This window comes from Xenorhabdus littoralis, assembly GCF_033949345.1.
Classification (GTDB): domain Bacteria; phylum Pseudomonadota; class Gammaproteobacteria; order Enterobacterales; family Enterobacteriaceae; genus Xenorhabdus; species Xenorhabdus littoralis.
The window spans coordinates 1-18,701 of sequence record NZ_VCDP01000048.1; the positions used below are offsets into that span (position 1 = coordinate 1).

General features: G+C 44.8%; 15 protein-coding genes and 3 pseudogenes. 7 read left to right on the top strand and 11 right to left on the bottom strand.

Going from position 1 to position 18,701, the window contains the following annotated elements:
• From FE394_RS12385 to FE394_RS12430, 11 genes and pseudogenes are all read right to left on the bottom strand, one after another.
• Nucleotides 1–251, bottom strand: a pseudogene (locus FE394_RS12385) (integrating conjugative element protein); the annotation flags it as partial.
• A 12-nt stretch (nucleotides 252–263) separates the two neighbouring features.
• Nucleotides 264–1,103: pseudogene (locus FE394_RS12390) on the bottom strand (TIGR03756 family integrating conjugative element protein); the annotation flags it as partial.
• Between the two features lie 6 nt (nucleotides 1,104–1,109).
• Nucleotides 1,110–2,210, bottom strand: coding sequence for a DegT/DnrJ/EryC1/StrS family aminotransferase (locus FE394_RS12395; protein ID WP_319926689.1), 1,101 nt, complete (start codon nucleotides 2,208–2,210; stop codon nucleotides 1,110–1,112).
• A gap of 17 nt (nucleotides 2,211–2,227) precedes the next feature.
• A complete protein-coding gene (locus FE394_RS12400; protein ID WP_319926690.1) occupies nucleotides 2,228–3,442 on the bottom strand; it encodes an MFS transporter in 1,215 nt (404 codons plus the stop codon).
• The gene (locus tag FE394_RS12405; protein ID WP_319926691.1) at nucleotides 3,439–4,989 is read right to left on the bottom strand and encodes a glycosyl hydrolase family 65 domain-containing protein; all 1,551 of its coding nucleotides are present in this window, start codon (nucleotides 4,987–4,989) and stop codon (nucleotides 3,439–3,441) included. Before FE394_RS12405 ends, FE394_RS12400 begins: the two co-directional genes overlap by 4 nt.
• 104 nt (nucleotides 4,990–5,093) lie before the next feature.
• Entirely contained in the window at nucleotides 5,094–5,666 is a 573-nt protein-coding gene (locus tag FE394_RS12410; protein WP_319926692.1) for a BTB/POZ domain-containing protein, read from the bottom strand.
• Nucleotides 5,667–5,694: 28 nt separating this feature from the next.
• Nucleotides 5,695–6,741, bottom strand: a complete 1,047-nt coding sequence (locus FE394_RS12415) for an NAD-dependent epimerase/dehydratase family protein (RefSeq protein ID WP_319926693.1) — start codon at nucleotides 6,739–6,741, stop codon at nucleotides 5,695–5,697.
• 255 nt (nucleotides 6,742–6,996) lie between these two features.
• The gene (locus FE394_RS12420; RefSeq protein ID WP_319926694.1) at nucleotides 6,997–7,401 is read right to left on the bottom strand and encodes an HAD family hydrolase; all 405 of its coding nucleotides are present in this window, start codon (nucleotides 7,399–7,401) and stop codon (nucleotides 6,997–6,999) included.
• 14 nt (nucleotides 7,402–7,415) lie between these two features.
• The gene (locus FE394_RS19940; protein WP_419836338.1) at nucleotides 7,416–7,835 is read right to left on the bottom strand and encodes an adenylyltransferase/cytidyltransferase family protein; all 420 of its coding nucleotides are present in this window, start codon (nucleotides 7,833–7,835) and stop codon (nucleotides 7,416–7,418) included.
• Nucleotides 7,836–7,910: 75 nt separating this feature from the next.
• Nucleotides 7,911–8,405 (bottom strand): GNAT family N-acetyltransferase, encoded by a 495-nt coding sequence (locus tag FE394_RS12425; protein ID WP_319926695.1) that lies wholly within the window; start codon nucleotides 8,403–8,405, stop codon nucleotides 7,911–7,913.
• Nucleotides 8,395–9,036 (bottom strand): aminotransferase class III-fold pyridoxal phosphate-dependent enzyme, encoded by a 642-nt coding sequence (locus FE394_RS12430; RefSeq protein ID WP_419836337.1) that lies wholly within the window; start codon nucleotides 9,034–9,036, stop codon nucleotides 8,395–8,397. Before FE394_RS12430 ends, FE394_RS12425 begins: the two co-directional genes overlap by 11 nt.
• A 2-nt stretch (nucleotides 9,037–9,038) precedes the next feature.
• Here FE394_RS12430 and FE394_RS12435 point away from each other — a divergent pair.
• The 7 genes and pseudogenes from FE394_RS12435 to FE394_RS12465 all read left to right on the top strand — a co-directional run.
• A pseudogene (locus tag FE394_RS12435) lies at nucleotides 9,039–9,872 on the top strand (conjugal transfer protein TraG N-terminal domain-containing protein); the annotation flags it as partial.
• A gap of 512 nt (nucleotides 9,873–10,384) precedes the next feature.
• Nucleotides 10,385–11,734 (top strand): 3-phosphoshikimate 1-carboxyvinyltransferase, encoded by a 1,350-nt coding sequence (gene aroA / locus FE394_RS12440; RefSeq protein ID WP_319926697.1) that lies wholly within the window; start codon nucleotides 10,385–10,387, stop codon nucleotides 11,732–11,734.
• Between the two features lie 54 nt (nucleotides 11,735–11,788).
• Nucleotides 11,789–12,568: a phytanoyl-CoA dioxygenase family protein gene (locus FE394_RS12445; protein WP_319926698.1), complete on the top strand. Its 780-nt coding sequence runs from the start codon at nucleotides 11,789–11,791 to the stop codon at nucleotides 12,566–12,568.
• Between the two features lie 3 nt (nucleotides 12,569–12,571).
• Nucleotides 12,572–14,317: a thiamine pyrophosphate-binding protein gene (locus FE394_RS12450; protein ID WP_319926699.1), complete on the top strand. Its 1,746-nt coding sequence runs from the start codon at nucleotides 12,572–12,574 to the stop codon at nucleotides 14,315–14,317.
• Between the two features lie 13 nt (nucleotides 14,318–14,330).
• Nucleotides 14,331–15,521: a Bcr/CflA family efflux MFS transporter gene (locus FE394_RS12455; RefSeq protein WP_319926700.1), complete on the top strand. Its 1,191-nt coding sequence runs from the start codon at nucleotides 14,331–14,333 to the stop codon at nucleotides 15,519–15,521.
• A gap of 51 nt (nucleotides 15,522–15,572) precedes the next feature.
• On the top strand, nucleotides 15,573–16,361 hold the full coding sequence (locus FE394_RS12460) for an SDR family oxidoreductase (RefSeq protein ID WP_319926701.1): 789 nt from the start codon (nucleotides 15,573–15,575) through the stop codon (nucleotides 16,359–16,361).
• A 1,045-nt stretch (nucleotides 16,362–17,406) separates the two neighbouring features.
• Nucleotides 17,407–18,324 carry an integrase domain-containing protein gene (locus tag FE394_RS12465; protein WP_319926702.1) on the top strand — a complete coding sequence of 306 codons (918 nt, stop codon included), beginning with the start codon at nucleotides 17,407–17,409 and terminating at the stop codon, nucleotides 18,322–18,324.
• The last annotated feature ends 377 nt before the right edge of the window (nucleotides 18,325–18,701 follow it).

Below are 18,701 nucleotides of genomic sequence, written 5' to 3' on the forward strand. Positions count from 1 at the left end.
AAATCCGAACTCCAGCCCAGCTCCAGCCCGGCCAGCGTGGCTGACCCCGCGCGACTGGCCGGCTCAGAAATCACCGGGCCGCCACCGAGGGTGTAGAACAACGTATCGGAGACCGCCCCGCTGCTCTGTGCACCATAGCCCAGCGCACTGTGAGTGACGGCCGGTAAGGAAACCGACAGTCCCGAGGCATGAACCTGGGCGGTAGCGAGTGCCAGCCCGCCCACCATCAGCAGTCCCGGTTTTCTTATCATCCTGTTTTTTCCTTATAGGTCCGTACTGCCGAAAAAACGTTGCCCGCGCCGCTGGCAACAGCTGTAGGGCTGCCACAGGGCATAGGCCTGATTGCTGTCTTTGGCGGCCGTGTGGCTGCCATCCGGAAACACCGCGCAGGACTGACTTAACTGTGGCGACAACCGTTGCCATTGATGGTTTTTCGTGCCGGTATTTTCGCTGACCGGGGACGGCGGCCAGTAGCCGTCACGGCGTTGCCCGGTCAGCGGCTGATAAACATGGGGCTGCCCGGTACGGGTGATAATGTCCGCCACCCGCTGTGCCACCACCGCAGCGGCTTTATCTTCATCGGTCTGCGTGACAAAACCGGAACGGGGGTAGAGATTGCCCCACATATTGCCCGCCAGCTGGCAGCCCAGTTCACGCAGACCAGGGATAAGGGCTTCAGGATAAAGTGACTCCGGCAGCCCGCTGCGCCACGCGACAGTATCCAGTGTGCTGAGAAAATAGGGCATCAGCGGTGTGGCCGCACTGCGACAGGAATACCCCGGGATTTGTCCGCCAATCAGAGTGGTCGCGGGATGCCCGATGGCATCGGCGTATTTGAAACGCAGATGAGTACTGCGCTTCCCGGCAACCTGAACCGTGTGGTTGCCGCCGCCGGTGGTCAGGCCGGATAACGCCCCCGTCACCGCATTTTCCAGTCCGCCGGATAACGGGCTGATTTGCGCCATTTCAGACCACGGATTGCCGCCGGGTGCGTGATAGGTGGAGACCACCGCCTGCGGCAGGAAATGGGTCACTTTGACCGAGGTTTTCACCGTGCAGCCATGCCACGAACAAAACAGCCAGTAATAGATGCCGCTGACCCGCCTTTATCAAATTTTCAGTAAATCGAACTGTTTGATTGCTATAACAACCCTCTCAACATCACTGTCTGAAAGATGGTGGTGGCAAGGAATAGTCAGTATTTCTTGTGATAAACGCTCTGTATTGGGAAGAACGATATGAGGTTGGCTATTCAGCCATGCGCGTTGCTGATGAATAGGCTTCGGATAATGGATAGTTGCTTCAATACCATTTCTGCCAAGATGTTGTTGTAGTTTATCCCTATTTTTTGATTTAACGACATAGTGATAATAGGAGTTACCCGTTTTCCCTCCACCAAGATCCATTCCTGTCGTGGTGTTGAATAATTCTTGATTATAAAAGGCCGCTATTTCTTGACGACGTTGAAGCCACTGATTCAGGTATTGCGCCTTGATATTTAATGCGGCTGCCTGCAAGGTATCTAGGCGTGAATTGATGCCAAACAAAACAGACTCGTTGCGGGTCTGCAATCCATGATTGCGTGCAAGTCTTGCATATTCGGCGATCTTCTGATTAGTTGTAATAAGAGCTCCACCATCTCCGAAACAGCCGAGTGTTTTCAATGGATGCATTGAAAAAGCCGCCGCATCAGCCAATGTACCGACTTGGTGGCCATTGATAGTGGTTCCAATGGCCTGAGCACAGTCTTCAATAACAAACACGCCCTTAGCACGGCATAGCGATACAATCGGGTCAATATCTACAGGTCTTCCACGCAAATAAACAGGTATAACGGCCTTAGTTCGCTCAGTCAGAAGCGAGGCAATTGTGTCGATGTTAAGGAGTTCATCATCCCCTACATCAGCGAGGATAGGAGTAGCACCGACAGCCACTATTGCCCCGACAGTTGCTACAAACGTATTCGCACAAGTTATAACTTCATCGCCAGGCCCTACTCCTAAAGCTTGCAATGAGAGCAGTAAAGCATCAGTACCGGAGTTAAGTGATACGGCATATGTTCCTCCACAACACTGTGACATCCATGCTTCAAATTTTGAAACCTCTTCCCCCAGAACGAAATCCCCCGTTGCCAGAACATTTCGCCACTGCTTAAAGATAAGTTCAGATAGGTCTAGTGCCTGTTCTTGGATATTGTTGCATTTGATCATATTGTCGTTGCCTTTTTTTAGGTTCTTCGAGTGATGGCAGCAAGTGCGATGACAGTAATTCCCACAGCACTGACGATGGCAGTTATTGTCAGTGTTTCAGAATATCCCACCATGGCACCAAAGAGTCCTGCGCCAAGATAGATGAATGGGTGTGCGCCACTGGTCACAAATGTATCTACAGCGACAACTTTTCCCAGATCTTTTTCCGGTGAAAGGGTTTGCATTGCCGTTGCCCAACCCGTCAACCACGACGCCTCAACAACCCCGATAAACGTTGCCCCCAAAATGGCCATCCAGGCAAAATTGCCCATCCCCAACAAAAGCATTGCACTACAGAGAAACAGGCCGCAGATCACAGCAAGTAATATTAGACGCTGATGGCCCGAAGTCAGTACTGTAACGACTGAGCCGATACACGCGCCGGCTCCCGATGCAGCCAAACAAAATCCCCACATTGTGTCGCTGAAACGATCACTGATTGCATATGGTGCAACGACCAAAAAGATGGGAAAACACAGGACATTCAGGATCAACGTCGCGGTAAAACCAAGTGACAAAACAGAATTGCCAGTAATAACTGTGATACCATTCAATACCTCCCGTAAGGAGAATTTATCGTCTGAACCACGCACCCCGATATCAGGTATCAGCGCAGTGAAAAAGGCTGCAGCGAAAAACGTTATCCCATCCATGAGTATTCCCCATACAGGATCCCACAATATGATCACAATACCGACTGTGGCAGGAAAAACTACAGCTACAAAGTTGTCGATAAAATTCATCGCACCATTTCCGGCGACTAACGCCTGCTTGGGAAGCAGATTCACTAGCAAAACCTGGGCACATGGACGAGAAACCCCAATACCAATGCCGAAGATGAGGTAGGCAAGGACTAACCCCCACCACGGAGCACTTGACATGATTAATACAGTTGCAACAACTTGCGCCAATCCCCTAGCGGTGTCTGTAGCAATGAGCACATGTTTCGGTGATTTTCTGTCTGCCAGTACCCCTCCGGCAAGAGCACCAATCACCGTACCTATCCCTACCGCAGCCATGACAATGCCGAAAACACCTGCACCAAGTTTGGCATGGATCAGGGCAATGGGCAGGGCCGCCAGACAGACGGCGTCACCTATCATTGACAACCCTTGACCAATCAGAAGCTTACGGAAGGATGAGGAACGGAATACATCGGAATAAGGTGATGCACGTTCAGAGAATGAGGTCATTCTGTTTCTCCGCAAATAGATATGCGCCCGTCTGAGCAATATTCAGTAATCAATTTCTTATCTCCGCTATAAATGTCGGCTATGCCATCTGCAAGTATCTTGATCAGCAGTCGTTTTCCTCGAAAATAGACGGTGAATTGATAGGAATTCCAATGGGATGGTAATCGGGGACAAAAATAAAGTCTTTCACCGTCAACACGAAGTCCGGCCAAACCTTCAACAAGCCCTTGCCATGCTCCCGCATAAGCTGACAAATGCAATCCATTGTTGTAATCCGAGATAGGAGTGAAATCTAGATTATAGCGACTTGCTCGTGATATAAAGTCGGCAGACTCGTTTGCCTCACCAATATCGGCCGCAAGCACAGCATGAGGACCATAACTCAATGATGATTCATGAACAGTACGAAGTTCGTAGAATTTGAATGCAACTTTCTTAACTTCATCAGAGAAATCATCGGGAAACATAGACATAAGTAGAACGATATCAGCCTGCTTTATGACTCTGGAAGTGAAATTTTCCAGCTGTGCAGCAGAAGAGCGTTCACTGTCATCCATGAACTGCGGCCCTCGCTTCTTCTCATTCCTCAGCCCCGTTTCCTCAAGAGTTGAATATCCATCGAACTCTTCAGGAATAGCGACACCATCAATCATCATCCAGGGGAGATATACGTTGTCGCTAATTGTTTTCCAATTTTTGACCTCGGTTACAGAAATCCCGGGGAAAAATTTATCATCAACTAGCGAAAGAGCGAACTTAATGCACCACCTGAGAAGATAGTTCGTGAAGAAGCTATTATCGACATGATAATGATATTCATCTGGTCCCATCACTGAGTTGATGACATATGCCTGTTTTTCATCAGACCATGTGAAAACGGATGCTGCAAATCTTGCACATTCAGCGATTATCTTATAACCACGCATATTCATATAAGTGTCATCATTGGTTGCCAACCAATACCTGTATAAGGCATAGCAGACATCCGCAGAAATGTGCAATACTTCATCAACACTCCATTCTCGTACCATGTCAGCATCAGGATAAGACAGCACATAATGAGGCCCATTCTCTGTTCCACGATCATTCGAAGCCTCAGGAAAACGAGCACCAGAAAATCCTGTAGATTTTGCAAATTCAATCGCTGATTCCATGCAGTGATATCGGTAATCAATAAGTGTTTTTGCGACTGGCGGATCATTCCAGATCCAAAATATACATTTGTGAAGCTCTGTATCAAAGAAAGTTGCTCCTGAATGGTAAGAGCTGGTCAGGCCACGTGCCGGAGAAATAAAACCCAACATATGGTTATATGAATCAATACCGTGCTGTAAAAGCTGAAAGATTGCATACTTAATGCCGAGTTCTATTGATTCATTGGGTGCATTGATTGTTACATCATGCTCTTCCCATATCTTGGTCCATCGGGTTTGGTGATCACTTTGGAAAGTTGTGATGTCAAATGGAGAAGACGATATTCCAAATCCCAAGCTATCTTCTTCTGAACGTATCTGCCAGTGTGTAAATAGCTGATGACTTTCGTTCATAGAAAAATCGAAAGTGACTGATGTGGTGCAGCTCCTCCCTGAGTCTGCCCATGTAGTTGCGAAGCCAGAAGAAAATGGCGGTTGCCTGACTTGAACGTCGTAGCTTAGTTGTCGTTCTCTGTTGTAACAATAACGCTAAAACCATGTTCGCTAAAATGACACTGACCAATATTGTAATGACGTGCAGTTAACCATGGAGAGGTACCTAAATATTCATTAACCGCAGAGGCATCAAGACCATAGTCCAGCCGCAATCGTCTTGGTGTTTTAGTATTTATCTGCCGCAATTCTATAATAGTTGAAACTTTCTTTTTATTGGGAACATCAATAAACTGCTTCACTTTCAACTCGAATTCTTCTCCTCTGACATGCAAATATTCTGTGCTAGTGACAGATGCCGCATCGAGAGATAAGGAGATTTTTGCCGTTTTCCTGTCTTGATGTCTGGCTGATTCACTGGTTTCTACGTCATAGAGCCGGAGAATTCTTGGTGCAGGCAATGACACTATCTCACGTGAAACGCCAATTCCTGACGTATATACCCTGTCCATAAGAATCTGTACTCTTTGAGTCCGTTCAGATGCCATGGGTACATGTGGACGTAGGCCAATAAAGCTATTAGCCAACGTTGTAATACATGCAATAAATGCAGACGAGTCTGGGCTGATTTCAGTCACAATTTCATGTTTTTTCCATAAGAGATGATCAGCACAGAAGGCTCCTTGATGGGTTGAAAGACCAATCTGTATATTTCATATTCAACATATTATGGTAACGAGGATCTTTGAGGACATCGGTACTATCAATAAAATCTCCTGATTGCCACTTCTCACATATTTCTAAAACAGCATCCCGGATTGTATAAACAAACTGAAACCCAAGTTCTTTCTGCACCAAGCCAGAATCAAGCCGGTAAGATCTCACATCATTAGAGGATGTCGTTGTAATAGGCACATCAGTCGAAAAATAACGATCAACAACCTCTTTAACTTGTAATGCGATGTCGGTGACAGTGTGATTCTCATAACCGACATTAATGGCACGCCCACAGAGTGAACCAAGAGAATCACGTTGTACAAGCATTGTATATAGTCGAGTCAAATCACAGATATGAACATTGGGTCGGTATTGGCTCCCACCAAAAACAGTAATTTTATCTTGTGAAAGTGCGCTGGCAGTCAGAATATTCACCGTCAGATCAAGGCGCTGCCTTGGTGACCAACCACACACTGTCGCAGCTCTGACTGCAATGGTTTCAAAATTCGAATCTGTCAGGTCAAAAAGAACGGCTTCACCTTCTGCCTTATATCGATTGTAATCAGTAATGGGAACACACGGTTGGCTTTCGTCGACAATCGGTTGATCATTAACGCCATAAACACTCGCTGATGAAGCGTAGATAAAACGTCTGCATCCCTGACGTTTAGCACTTTCCATAATGTGAGGAAGGCAATCACTATTGATAGATCGACTCACTTCTGGGTCGGAGTTAAAGCTGGGATCATTTGCAACCGCAGCAAGGTGTATGACTGTTGTGACTCCCTGTAAGGCATTCTCAACGAGCGTTTTATCACGGATATCACCTTTAATGAACTCCAAGTGAGGATGATCAAAAAAGAGACTCAGTCCGTTGGTAAAGTACTCGGCATCTAGCACCCTGACCTTGTAGCCTGCACTCAATAGTTTAGGTACTAACCGTGAACCTATATATCCTGCTCCACCTGTTATCAAAATAGTTGAGTAGTGAGTCATATCATTTCCTTATATTGTGTCAAGAATCGGAATTGTAATGTTATCGAGTGATAGAAGGATAAAAGCGCATGGGTCAGTAGCTACAGGCAAAAGTTCATTGCGATGGATTTGATAGGCTCGAATCCCAAGATTACAAGCCACATCGACAGAATGTGGAGAATCATCAATAAGAGTGACACTTTTTGGGCCACGCTCTTTGCTGAGCTCCTGAAACAACTCCTCTCGAGTCTGGCCTTGCTTTTGCTGTACTTCAATCTACTGATTGAAAGATATTCCAGCCTTACGCAGCATAGAATCGAATAAGTAAGATGCGTTTTGCGAGGCTGTATAAAATTTGACACACTGTTGTGATGTTTCGAGTCGTTTTATTAGCCTTAGCGCATCATCAAAAAGCCGGGAATTTACAGAAAGCCGGAGGAATTCCATCTGTTTAATTTCCGCTAATTCACCACTACTCTTTATACCAACTGACAAACCGTCCTTTTTTAGTTCAAGAAGTCTGGTTGCTCCTTCCAAACGAGGCCGTCCTGCTATGTTGACAAGATATTCCTCATGGGTAAGTTCTTTGGCTCCGATTTGACGTGCTGTATTACGCCAAGCTTCGTAATGTGGAGTGTCAATGAGAGTACCGTCGAGATCAACCAATAAAAGTGTTTGCATTTTATCTCCACTGTTCACATACTTTCGTGCATAATTATTTTTGCAATCCGCGATGTCGAATCCATCACGTTGCTGTCAGTGAAAACTATCCTTCCCCCATGACTTTCAACCAATTCTCTTTCTGCTTGCAATCTTGGATCTGTGCTAACACCATAATCTGCACCTTTAAAGAACACATTAGGACGAAGAATCGAGAGCATAAATTCAGCCGTTGGTGTATGGTTCACGATGACATGATGACAGTACCGAATTGATGCGAAGAATTTGGCACGATGACTATCAAGAAAAATAGGTCGGTCAGCTCCTTTATTGACGTACTTATCTGCGGTAATGGATACGAAAAGGCGATCAACAAGTAAACTGGCCCGTTGAAAATGATGAATATGCCCGATATGGACAATATCAAAACATCCATGACATAGCCCAATTGTCAGCCTACTTGTTCGGTAGTCTTTGGCAAGACTTCCAACTCAGTAATATTGCTAAGAACAGCCATACAGCGCCTCCTATTAAATAAGGTATTTTGCCATTATATTTAGGTGCTCAGACTTCCCCCAATAATCCGGAATCTGCCCGACTATCTGGAATCCGTTACGAAGATGGAATCGATATGCAGCACGTTCTTTGTCAATATTGCCAATATCCAGACACAAATATTTTTTATCGAGACTTAACGCAAACGCCTCAATTTCGTCATAGAGCAAGGAGGCTATACCGTATCGACGATAGCTTTGATCAACAACTAACCAGTCAGCCCAAAGAGCGTGCTTTGATGGTATTGAGCCAGGGCTACACCCCATTGTCCCGATAACCAAATCCCCTTTAACTGCGACAAATCGTGCTTCTTCATCATGGGGATCTTCCAGTTCACGCATAAATTGAGTGCGCGCAGACTGAACGAGATCATCTGTAGACTCAATTTGTGAAATAAGTTTAAGGACAGCTCCCATATCGGAGGCATTAAAGCGTCGGATAAACATCATGCGTGTATCTTTAATTATCATGGTATTCTAGCCTAGTCAGAGCTGAGTCCAGACGATCACACACACTATCTATCATGTCTGCAGTATGCGAAGTAGACAGTGTCACGGGCTCTGGGCAATAAGTCAGAGGTAATAAAAAACCGTATAAGCTGTATTCTGTTGACAGCATACGGAACAATTTATGTGCGAATTTAACAGGGTAGGTTTGTTCTATATCTTTCATTGTTTTTGGGCGTACTGAGGTTCCAATATGGACTCCAACTCTGCCACCATAACCGTCGATATAGCACGGAATATTATGCTTATTAAATATATCCCTCAGATTCTTTATGAGCTGGCTTTCCAAACTTGCAACATGCTGGTAGGCAACACCATCTTCTAAATGTTCGATAACTGCCAAAGCGGCAGAAACAGACAAATATCGACCTGTATTTGTTCCACTTATCTGTACAGGTCCACGTGGTGAAATCACATCCATATATTCAGCTTTACCAGCGATCCCCGCAATCGGCATTCCACCGCCGAATGCCTTACCATATGTTGCAATATCGGGAATAACACCATAGTCTTTCTGAGCTCCGCCAATATTCGCTCGGAATCCTGTTAATACTTCATCGAAAATCAGCAATGCTTTATGTTTTGTTGCAAGCATAACGCACACCCCGGGCGCATTTCCCGTGGATAGAGAGCCGGGACAGCGGCCGGCCGAATACCGGGCGGGGTGGCTATCCCACCTGTAAAGTGTGGTGGTCAGCCCCGCAAACCGGACTGGAAGCCCGGGTGCTGGCACAGGCCGATCCGGGGCTGTGGCTGCGTTTGTCAGCAGCCCTGAAAATGCTGGGAAAAGAAAGCCGTGAATATAAAGCGGCGGTGATCCGTCGTCTGGTCAGTCCGGTCAACCTGACGGTATCGCAGGAGGGGTATGTCTATGCCGGTTATGGCGGTAATGCCGATTTTACCGTCTGGAACGGTTCTAACCGGGCCGGGGCCTCTGCGGGGGTGATGTTGGGTGGCCTGCTCGCGTACCCGATGCTGGATGCCGTGCGGCAGGCGCTGCCGATGGTGCAGGCCGTTCTCCTGATGGCCCTGTATATCCTGCTGCCGTTGATCCTGCTGTTGGCTGCCTATGAATTTAAGACCGTCCTGACGCTGACGTTTGTGATTTTTGCCCTGAATTTCCTCACCTTCTGGTGGGAGCTGGCCCGCTGGCTGGACAGCTTTCTGCTGGATGCGCTGTACGGTTCAGAAACCCACAGTTTGTTTAATCTGGCCGGGTTACAGAACACTTCGGATGATCTCATTATGGCGCTGGTGATGGGGATGCTGTTTATTGTCCTGCCGATGGTCTGGCTGGGTGCACTGGCCTGGGCCGGAGTGCGGATGGGCGATATCAGCGGCATGATGAATCAGGGTGTGGGACAGGTCAGGCAGTCAGCCGGCATGTTCGGACAGATAGTGATGCAGAAGATGATGTCGAAAGGAAAGTAGTCAAATCGGCGGAGAGGAAAAATTTAAGGGACAGGGCGTTATCCCTTAAGCAGAGTGTGAATGGTGTATGCGTTTTATTTTTTTGCAGCTATATCAATAAAAAATATCTTTTTAAGCTTATTTTGCATGAAATTAATTATGCATTTAAAGAAATTGATGTCTTATATTTTTAATTTTTTATCAACTGATAAATAAAGTAAATTTGAATTAATTGAGTTTTAAAAATGATGTATACAAGCCATTTAAGATCTATAAAGTAGAATTTTTCGGATTTACATGGTAGGTAAAAATATGGGGGTTTTATTTTAACGTCGCTTTATCTGATGGTGTTTGTTTTTCCTGAAAAAACAGCCGTACGATATAAGGCATTAACAACCAATTGAAATTTAACAATATGGTTGAAAATTAATTCACATAAGAGTGTGTTGTACATTTTATTTCATCTTGGTTACCAAAAATCAGTCAATTTCACGTATCTGTAATGTTATCATTATGAAAGGGAAATTAAAGTTATGTCGTCATTAAAATATCTGGCTGTTAATCCAGGTAATTATCTTCTTCATTCTGCCTATATACCATCATCGAAACCAGAAACTCAACGAGCTATTCTGGCCGCCAGCCTGGCTGATGGCAAGTCAATTATTAATAATGACTTGCGTTGTCTGGAAACCAATACAATGAAGGAAGCATGCCGCAGTATCGGAGCCCAAATTATTGAGGAACCTGAACGATTAATTATTTATGGTACTGGCGGGAAAATTAGACCTGAGAAAAAAGTCATTGACGCCCTCGGTTCGGGGTTAGTCTTTCGTGTGATAACCGCCCTCACTTGCCACAGTGAAACTCCCGCTGTGATATCGGGTGACGCTACTCTCAGAACCCGTGTGATGGAGCCTTTGCTTAATGCTCTTGTTGAATTGGGCGGAAATATTTCCAGTATTCATATGAACGGGAAAGCCCCTTTCATCAATTGGGGCGGTTATATTGGCGGAGAATGTGAAATAGAAGGAAACATCAGTTCCCAGTTTATTACCGCAATCCTGTTTACAGCTCCCCTTGCGAAGAAAAGTACTACGGTCAAAATCAAAGGGGATATCCTGTCATTATCATATATTCAACAGACATTAGAAATTCTGAAAATAGCAGGTATCAAATTTCAGCATAATGAAAATTACTCCCGACTTACAGTATTTCCCGGGAAATATAATGCTGCTGAATATACAATAACAGGCGATTATACTTCATGTTCTTACCTTGTTGCCGCTGCAACCCTGTTTCCATGTGACCTGATACTCAGGAATATCAATAGCAAGAGCTTACAGGGCGAACAGGCTATCCTGACATTTGTTGAAAAAATGGGACTGGAGATTATTCGCAATGATCAACGAAATGAAATTCGGCTGATTAATAAAAAATGTCAACTGACTGGAAATTATGAATTTAATGTCAGCAACTGTCCTAACATTGTCCCTACTCTCGCTTCAATAGGAATTTATGTAGATGGCTGTTTCAGGATTACCGGAGGATCTATTACCCGACTGCATAAATCGCCAAGAATAAAAGCAATGGTAAACGAATTGTTAAAATTAGGTGTCAGAATTAGGCCTCTGATTATAAATGATGTTTATGACGGGTTCGAAATTCATGGCGATTCATCCTACTCCGGAAATTGTACACTTTCCAGCTGGGGAGACCATCGTATTTTTATGTCTTTGTTTGTAGCATCATTACGTTGCCGGCAAGCTAATTGTATTGATGGTTATGAAGATGTTCATTGTTCATTTCCGAGTTTCTTTAAAGAGTTTGAACAACTTGGAATTACATTTCAAGAAGTTATTCAAAAATATGAAAAAGTTGAGTGATATTTTCGACATGTTTACATGGAACTAATGATTAATTTCTCTGAGGAAATCAATATGAATATCATCCAGAAAATGAACGAGCAGGGTTATGTTGTAATCCCAGAAGTAATAAATAAAAAAGAGATTAGCATTGTCAGAGAATTTTATAAAAAAATCTCCGATGAAAATAATCTCTCAACACTTCTCCCGACAGATATATTGAAATATCCAGCCGTGTTTCATACTATTTTGAAAGAGAAGGCAGTGACAGCTATCAAGGGAATTTTTGGTAGAAATTTCTATTTATTTCCTAATTTTACAATCCGAGAAAGTGTTTATATTCCCTGGCATAATGACGCGTATTTTCTACCTGATGAGGTAATCAATCCTGATACGCCATTACAGTTTATGCAATGTGCGATTTATTTGCAGGACAATGATCCTGAACATGGAGGAGGGATAACTCTAATCCCCTTTTCTCATCGACTAGATCAAGCGACTGTAAAAAGCATGCTGAATACCCCACAAGCATACGAGAAAGTTATCATGAGTAAGGCTGGTGATCTTATCCTATGGGATAACAGAATAACTCATAGAAGCACTTATCCAGATAAAGTACCTGACAATGCCAAACTGGCTTTACAATGGACCGTTTCTGCTTCAGACCAACATAACGAATCATATCTACAGTACCTTCGGGATCGTGCTCAACATAGCATGCATGTTTCAGATTATCTCCCCAAAAGCCCAAAACCTTATTTTGCAGATATGCCCAATGTCCGATACCCGGACTCATTTCATGAGGATTCATTAAAAATAATGAAAAGGCAAAATATAGACTTTATAGGGCTATGAGCGATGACATATTCAAATGACGGACAGAAAGAAAATGGCGCATCTTATATACTGAGACAGCTACGCCAGCTGGGTGCCTCTCATCTTTTCATGGTGCCGGGTAAGCTCATCAATGCATTCATGAAGTGTTATCCGAAAGATAATGATTCCGTGTTGGATACTTTCCCTGTTCCGATTGTCACCGCCTGTGAAACAGGTGCTGCTTATATGGCCGAAGGATATGCCCGTGTCTCTGACACTTTTGGTGTGTGTTTAGTGATTGGCGGGCCTGGTGTTACAAATACCCTGACAGGTATAGCGTCTGCCTACACGGATAATTTCCCTGTTTTACTCCTGGCCGGTCAAATCTCGTCAGCAATGGAGATGTACAATGTCTTACAGGACAGTACACAATCCGGCATTAATCAGCACCAGATTTTCTCTCCGGTGACTCGTGCAACGTTTGAAGTTAAAGCCGGTCAGTCAATTAGTCGTTTTCTGAGAGAGTCACTCCGTGCAATGAAAGGCATTGAAAAAGGCCCTGTTTATCTGGGGGTAAGCAAGGAAGTCTTAAACGAATATGATGAAAACTATCCCGACATCAGCGCAAGCATTGTTGACTCCTGGAAGCATCGCCCGGTTGATATTAAGAAAATGTGCTCCCCGGAATTTGAAGCGTTCATTGGTCATGCCCGTAATTGTATCATTCTTGCAGGTTTGCGTAGTAAATCCCCTGAAACAGCGGATACGTTATTAGCATTTGCAAAAAGGTATCATTTCCCTGTAGCAACTACGTTAAGTAGTAAAGGACTCTTTCCGGAAGATCATCCACTGTCACTCGGTGTTTATGGTTATTCCGGTAGTCCCAGAGCGATTGAAGCATTCAAGGACCCAGAGTTGGAAGGTATTATCTTATTGGGGATGGATACGACTCAATGGAGCACTATGTTATGGTCTCCGGATTTGCAACTTTCGGGTAGAACGATTCAGGTGGATACCAATCCTGAATATCTTGGTAAATACCTTGATATCACTTGTGGGATTACAGCAAACAGTAGCGCATTTCTGGAAGCCCTTGAAGAACATTATCCTGATATCCTCATTCAAGGCCGCCCCAAACGGGAGAAATGGTTACAGTATCTCAGTGCAGTTCCCAGGTATTTCCCTATTGATTTTAGTGCAACAGGTGATGCAGCAAGGCACCCCGCCTCCTATATCAATATCCTTCAGAAATATTTTCCGGAAGATGGGATCGTCAGTGTTGATTCTGGTGCGCACCGATCATTTTTTGGTCATTACTGGGTCGCCCGCAGACCTGAAGCATATATATCGGCAACCACACTTGGTCCTATGGGCTGGAGTATTCCTGCCGGGATAGGAGCCAGCTTTGCTGCTCCAGGCAGAAAATGTATGGTTATAACCGGTGACGGTTGTATGTTAATGCAGGGAATGGAGTTAGCCACAGCATCAAAATACCATCGCAATATACTTTTCGTTATCTTTAATAATGCATCTTATGCGGCAAGCTACTTTAATAATAAGGATAACAAAACAGATCTGACAAAAATTCCTGATTATGATTGGTGTCAATTGGCGAGAGGATTAGGGGTAAACTGTTTGTGTGTAAATTCTCCTGATCAATTACAGGAATGTATTGCCGAGATTATGCAACAGAACAGTCCATTCTTGATCGAAATTAAATGTGATAACCAGCACACAACGCCAAATAAGGAATATAACAAACGCATAAAAGCGTTCCCGCTCGTATGAAAGGTAAAAAGGTATGAAGTCAAAACTCATTATCATCAATTCGTGCGTTATACTGGTATTAGGACTATTTTCTATAGATCTCTATAATCCGGCGCTGCCTGTAATAAAAATTGCACTCGCAATTACTGACAATCAGGCACAAAGTCTTGTTGTTTATTATCTCGTTGGTTTTGCTGTATCCCAGCTTGTTTATGGGCCTCTCTCCGATAAACACGGACGCATTCCTGTCATTATTTTTTCCTTATTATTTTCCGCTATCGGTAATTATCTGACTTCTACGGCTGAATCATTTCACACATTATCTCTATTCCGGCTTCTGACCGGTATTGGTGCCGGTGGATGCCCGGTTATTAGCAGAGCTATACTCAGTGATACTTTCCGGGATAAAACGGAATTATCTCAATCGCTGGCTATTTTTTCGATGGCATCACAAGTTTCGCCTGCTTTTGCCCCTGTCATTGGGGGATATATCACAGAATATCTGCCGTGGAAGTTTAATTTTATCGCTCTCACCATCATGATGCTGACAGGGGCGTTTTTTGTAAAAATGACGTTGCCGGAAACATCACCGATGAAATCAACAAACCCTGGCCGGATAACCGGTTTTCGCATTCTGTTATCTGACGTTAATTTTGTTGTATACAGTGTTGTCTCGGCCGTTTTGTTTGCCATTACCATTGGTTATTTTACTGCCAGTCCTTTCATATTCCAGGCACAATTTGAACTATCCTCATCACAGAATGGATATCTATTTATGATTTATTCTGCCGGAATCGTAATAGGTTCGTTGCTGACAAAAAAAGGGTTGTCACACACCACACCTGAAAGAATGCTTAAAGTTTCACTGCCGTTATTAGTGTTGTTTACCGCGATGGCGCTTATTTTTATTTATTTCACTCAGATATTATCGATTGAATTTATCATTATTTACAGTTTTGCGGTAGGGCTAGGGTGTGGACTGTCCTCTCCGTTATTACTTGGGATAAGTTTGCATGGGCATCCGGAACTGTCCGGAACAGGCAGTGCCTTACAAGGTGCACTAAAAATGGCAGGAGCAGCCGTTGTATTATGGTTTTTTTCCAGCGGCCATACAACAACAGCAGTAGGTTTAATGTGGGGTCTTTTCATCCTTGCCCTGATTTGTTTTGCTTTCATCGCCTTTACTCAGTACAGGGCATCCAAAACAAAAAACCGGCACTTATAGAGCAGCCAACATTGATAGTGTTATCTTCACCGTCATACTAACGGAGAGAATATGGATCTGAGAATAGCGGGTCGCTGGGCTGTCATATGTGCAGCCAGCGAAGGTTTAGGATTTGCTTGCGCGGCAGCCCTGGTGGCAGAAGGTGTAAATGTTGTTATTAATGCACGAAGACCTGAACAATTGAAAGTGGCGGCACGGCAGCTTCAAAATATAAACCCTGCTGTATCCATAAAATGGGTATCCGGTGATATAACCCAATCAGACATTCAGGATGCTGTGCTGAATACACCACCTGTGGTGGATATCCTTGTTACAAATGCGGGTGGCCCACCAACAGGTATTTATTCCGGCTGGACCCGGGAAATATGGCATCAGGCCATTAATACTAATATGCTTACCCCAATCAGTCTGATTCAGGCAGTCATTGATAAAATGGTTAATCGCTGTTTTGGACGTATTATCAATATTACTTCTGGAGCAGTTAAAGCGCCTCAAAGTGAGCTGGGATTATCAAATGGAGCACGAGGGGGACTCACAACTTTCATCAGTGGTCTGGCAAAATCTCACGCACTGGTGAGTAATAATGTCACTATCAATAATCTATTACCTGGTGCTTTCGATACTCATCGCCTGAGGCAAACATTTGTACAAAAAGCGTCGAGATGCGCAGATTCACCGGAAAGTATAGCAATACAACGGAGCCAGAAAATCCCTGCGGGTCGGTTTGGCACTCCCGAAGAATTTGGTGCATATTGTGCTTTCTTGTGCAGTACTTATGCAAGTTATATAACGGGGCAAAATATCCTTATTGATGGTGGAGCCTATCCAGGCGTGTTTTAAGGAAAATAAAAAACTGAATATTACAATCCTTATTGACAATGTTGGGGGTATTGAATCCGAATACTCAAAAACCGACTCATCTTATTAAGATGATGATGAGGTACGGTGATGACATTGAAACAGTCGTGGAGTAATCGTTCGGGATATCTCACAAAGCCTATTAAGGGTATGAACAGAGGAGAAATTGTTTTCATCAAGAAAAGAATGGTACGTTCTTTCTCACCTTAATATCGAACAAAAATTTGACCTCGCTCAGCCCGACCGATAAGGTATTTAGCTGTTACCGATGATCCATCGCCTGTAAGGATCAGCGTCAAGCGGCGAAAACAAAACTCCTGTAGCCTGCAAGGGAGAGCAAGATTGCGGTACATCTGCGCACTTTTGGAAGCAGATATCGTCAGACAACAACCTATTGTCCGGCGATGAAAGTTATCCGGTGTTATGAACAACCAGCTTCCTACCCAATATGGGCAGAGTGTTCTCTGCTTCTATCCGATTGATGTATGACGTTAACCTCCATTTTGGAACACTGACGATAAACGTCCTGATCTCTGTACCGCGATTGCGCGAAAAGATCAGAGGGCATCAATGATTTCAGCGTCCACCGTTACGCGGCGTCACTTGCGTAAAAGCAGCGCGATTACCAAGTGACGCCGCTAAGCGGCCAACGCCCAGAGCACGTTCGGCCTGCCTTTACAACCCATTTGATCCCCGTATTACTCAAAGTCACCCATTGTTACGGGCCTTTTTCTGTCTGAATCGACTTGCTTCGTTTGTTTTTTAATCCACTGCCTGGTAACGGGCTGATACCGAAAAAAGGAGAAATTACCCACGTCACGATAATGAGGCGTTCATCCTGATTAGATCAGGCTCTGAACGGGGAGCATGTCATCGCTGTGCTGAGCACGTCGCGAGCTCCTGCAAAAACTCAACACAACCTCGCCTTGCTACACATTGTCTGACGCACCACGGAACGGTGAACCTGAACCGACACGCAGGGACTTGTTTAAAAATAAATAAAGTAGAAGTAGCAGGAGATGCGAGGATGGCGCAGAAATCGGCACGTTCGAAAATCGAACGGTTCAGAAAAGAGTTTGTTACCCACGCCCGGCAAGCGGGCGGGAGTTTTGCGACGGTGGCGGAGCGTGAGCGGATCGCCCGGCAGTTTCTTCACTTCCTGAAAGACAAAGGCATTAAGCTCCGGCAGATGGACAGCCTCAAAACAAAATATATCGAGCACTACATTGCACAGCGAAAGGCCGAGCATATCAGCCATCGGACCCTGCAAAATGAAATGGCGGCACTGCGAACCATTTTAGCGCAGGCGGGGAAACACAAGCTGGCGGCAGCCGATAATCCGCGTCTGAGCAACCGGGCACTGGGGATTGCTAATATGGATCGCCGGGGAACAAAAACCGCATTAACCCCTGCTGAATTTCAGGCGGTTTTTCAGCAAGTCGAACAAAAAGATCGGGGAGTGGCCGCCGTGATGCAATTGGCGTATGTACTGGGACTGCGTACCAAAGAAGCGGTGGAAGCCTGTAAATCCTTAGCCACCTGGAAAAAAGCGCTGGAGCTCGGTCATACCTCCGTGCGGGTGGTGTTTGGTACTAAAGGTGGACGACCTAGGCAGACGGTCATACTGGATCGGGAAGCCTTGCAGCAGGCTATTACCTATGCCGAGCGCGAACAGGCAAAGCGTAGTGGCAGATTGATTGATAAACCCACAATCCATCAGGCGATAGATCGTTACCGCTACGTGGTCAGAAGTGCCGGACTGGTGGGTAAGCAAGCGCCACACAGCATGCGCTACCATTTTGCCCAGCAATCCGGGGCACATTACACCGCACAGGGTTTCAGTGAGCGGGAAGCGCTGGCACTGGTGTCAATGGATTTAGGGCATGGTGATGGGCGGGGGCGCTATATCCGGCAGGTGTATTACCAGAATATTGAGGGCGAATAAGCTGTATTGGATCATACACGGTCTGCTGCTTTGGTCATTGGAATACGAGCAAACCAACCTTGACACTTAGCCGATTATTCACATGTTATCTCTAATTTGCTTCTGGACAGATACGTGTTACGAATTTAATAACTTCACATTCACACGGACTGGGAGTTTTAGTGATAGGTTTACATTATAATCCATCAATCTTGTCCGTAATTGACCTTAAGTTGTCTAAAAAGACATCCTAGAAGCAAAACAATTACTTTATGAACAAAAAAACAAAAAGTTATGGTTATTATTCTGGATTGCTTATTAACAGATTTAGCCGCACCAAGTGACGTTTTTAATGTGGCTAACGATAACCCCCATTGAAGCCGATACGGGAAGCATAT

What these genes read in the sequence shown, in the direction of transcription:
- FE394_RS12395 (WP_319926689.1), bottom strand. Translation starts at nt 2,210, where the DNA reads ATGATCAAATGCAACAATATCCAAGAACAGGCACTAGACCTATCTGAA.
- FE394_RS12400 (WP_319926690.1), bottom strand. Translation starts at nt 3,442, where the DNA reads ATGACCTCATTCTCTGAACGTGCATCACCTTATTCCGATGTATTCCGT.
- FE394_RS12405 (WP_319926691.1), bottom strand. Translation starts at nt 4,989, where the DNA reads ATGAACGAAAGTCATCAGCTATTTACACACTGGCAGATACGTTCAGAA.
- FE394_RS12415 (WP_319926693.1), bottom strand. Translation starts at nt 6,741, where the DNA reads ATGACTCACTACTCAACTATTTTGATAACAGGTGGAGCAGGATATATA.
- FE394_RS12420 (WP_319926694.1), bottom strand. Translation starts at nt 7,401, where the DNA reads ATGCAAACACTTTTATTGGTTGATCTCGACGGTACTCTCATTGACACT.
- FE394_RS12425 (WP_319926695.1), bottom strand. Translation starts at nt 8,405, where the DNA reads ATGATAATTAAAGATACACGCATGATGTTTATCCGACGCTTTAATGCC.
- FE394_RS12430 (WP_419836337.1), bottom strand. Translation starts at nt 9,036, where the DNA reads ATGCTTGCAACAAAACATAAAGCATTGCTGATTTTCGATGAAGTATTA.
- aroA (WP_319926697.1), top strand. Translation starts at nt 10,385, where the DNA reads ATGTCGTCATTAAAATATCTGGCTGTTAATCCAGGTAATTATCTTCTT.
- FE394_RS12445 (WP_319926698.1), top strand. Translation starts at nt 11,789, where the DNA reads ATGAATATCATCCAGAAAATGAACGAGCAGGGTTATGTTGTAATCCCA.
- FE394_RS12450 (WP_319926699.1), top strand. Translation starts at nt 12,572, where the DNA reads ATGACATATTCAAATGACGGACAGAAAGAAAATGGCGCATCTTATATA.
- FE394_RS12455 (WP_319926700.1), top strand. Translation starts at nt 14,331, where the DNA reads ATGAAGTCAAAACTCATTATCATCAATTCGTGCGTTATACTGGTATTA.
- FE394_RS12460 (WP_319926701.1), top strand. Translation starts at nt 15,573, where the DNA reads ATGGATCTGAGAATAGCGGGTCGCTGGGCTGTCATATGTGCAGCCAGC.
- FE394_RS12465 (WP_319926702.1), top strand. Translation starts at nt 17,407, where the DNA reads ATGGCGCAGAAATCGGCACGTTCGAAAATCGAACGGTTCAGAAAAGAG.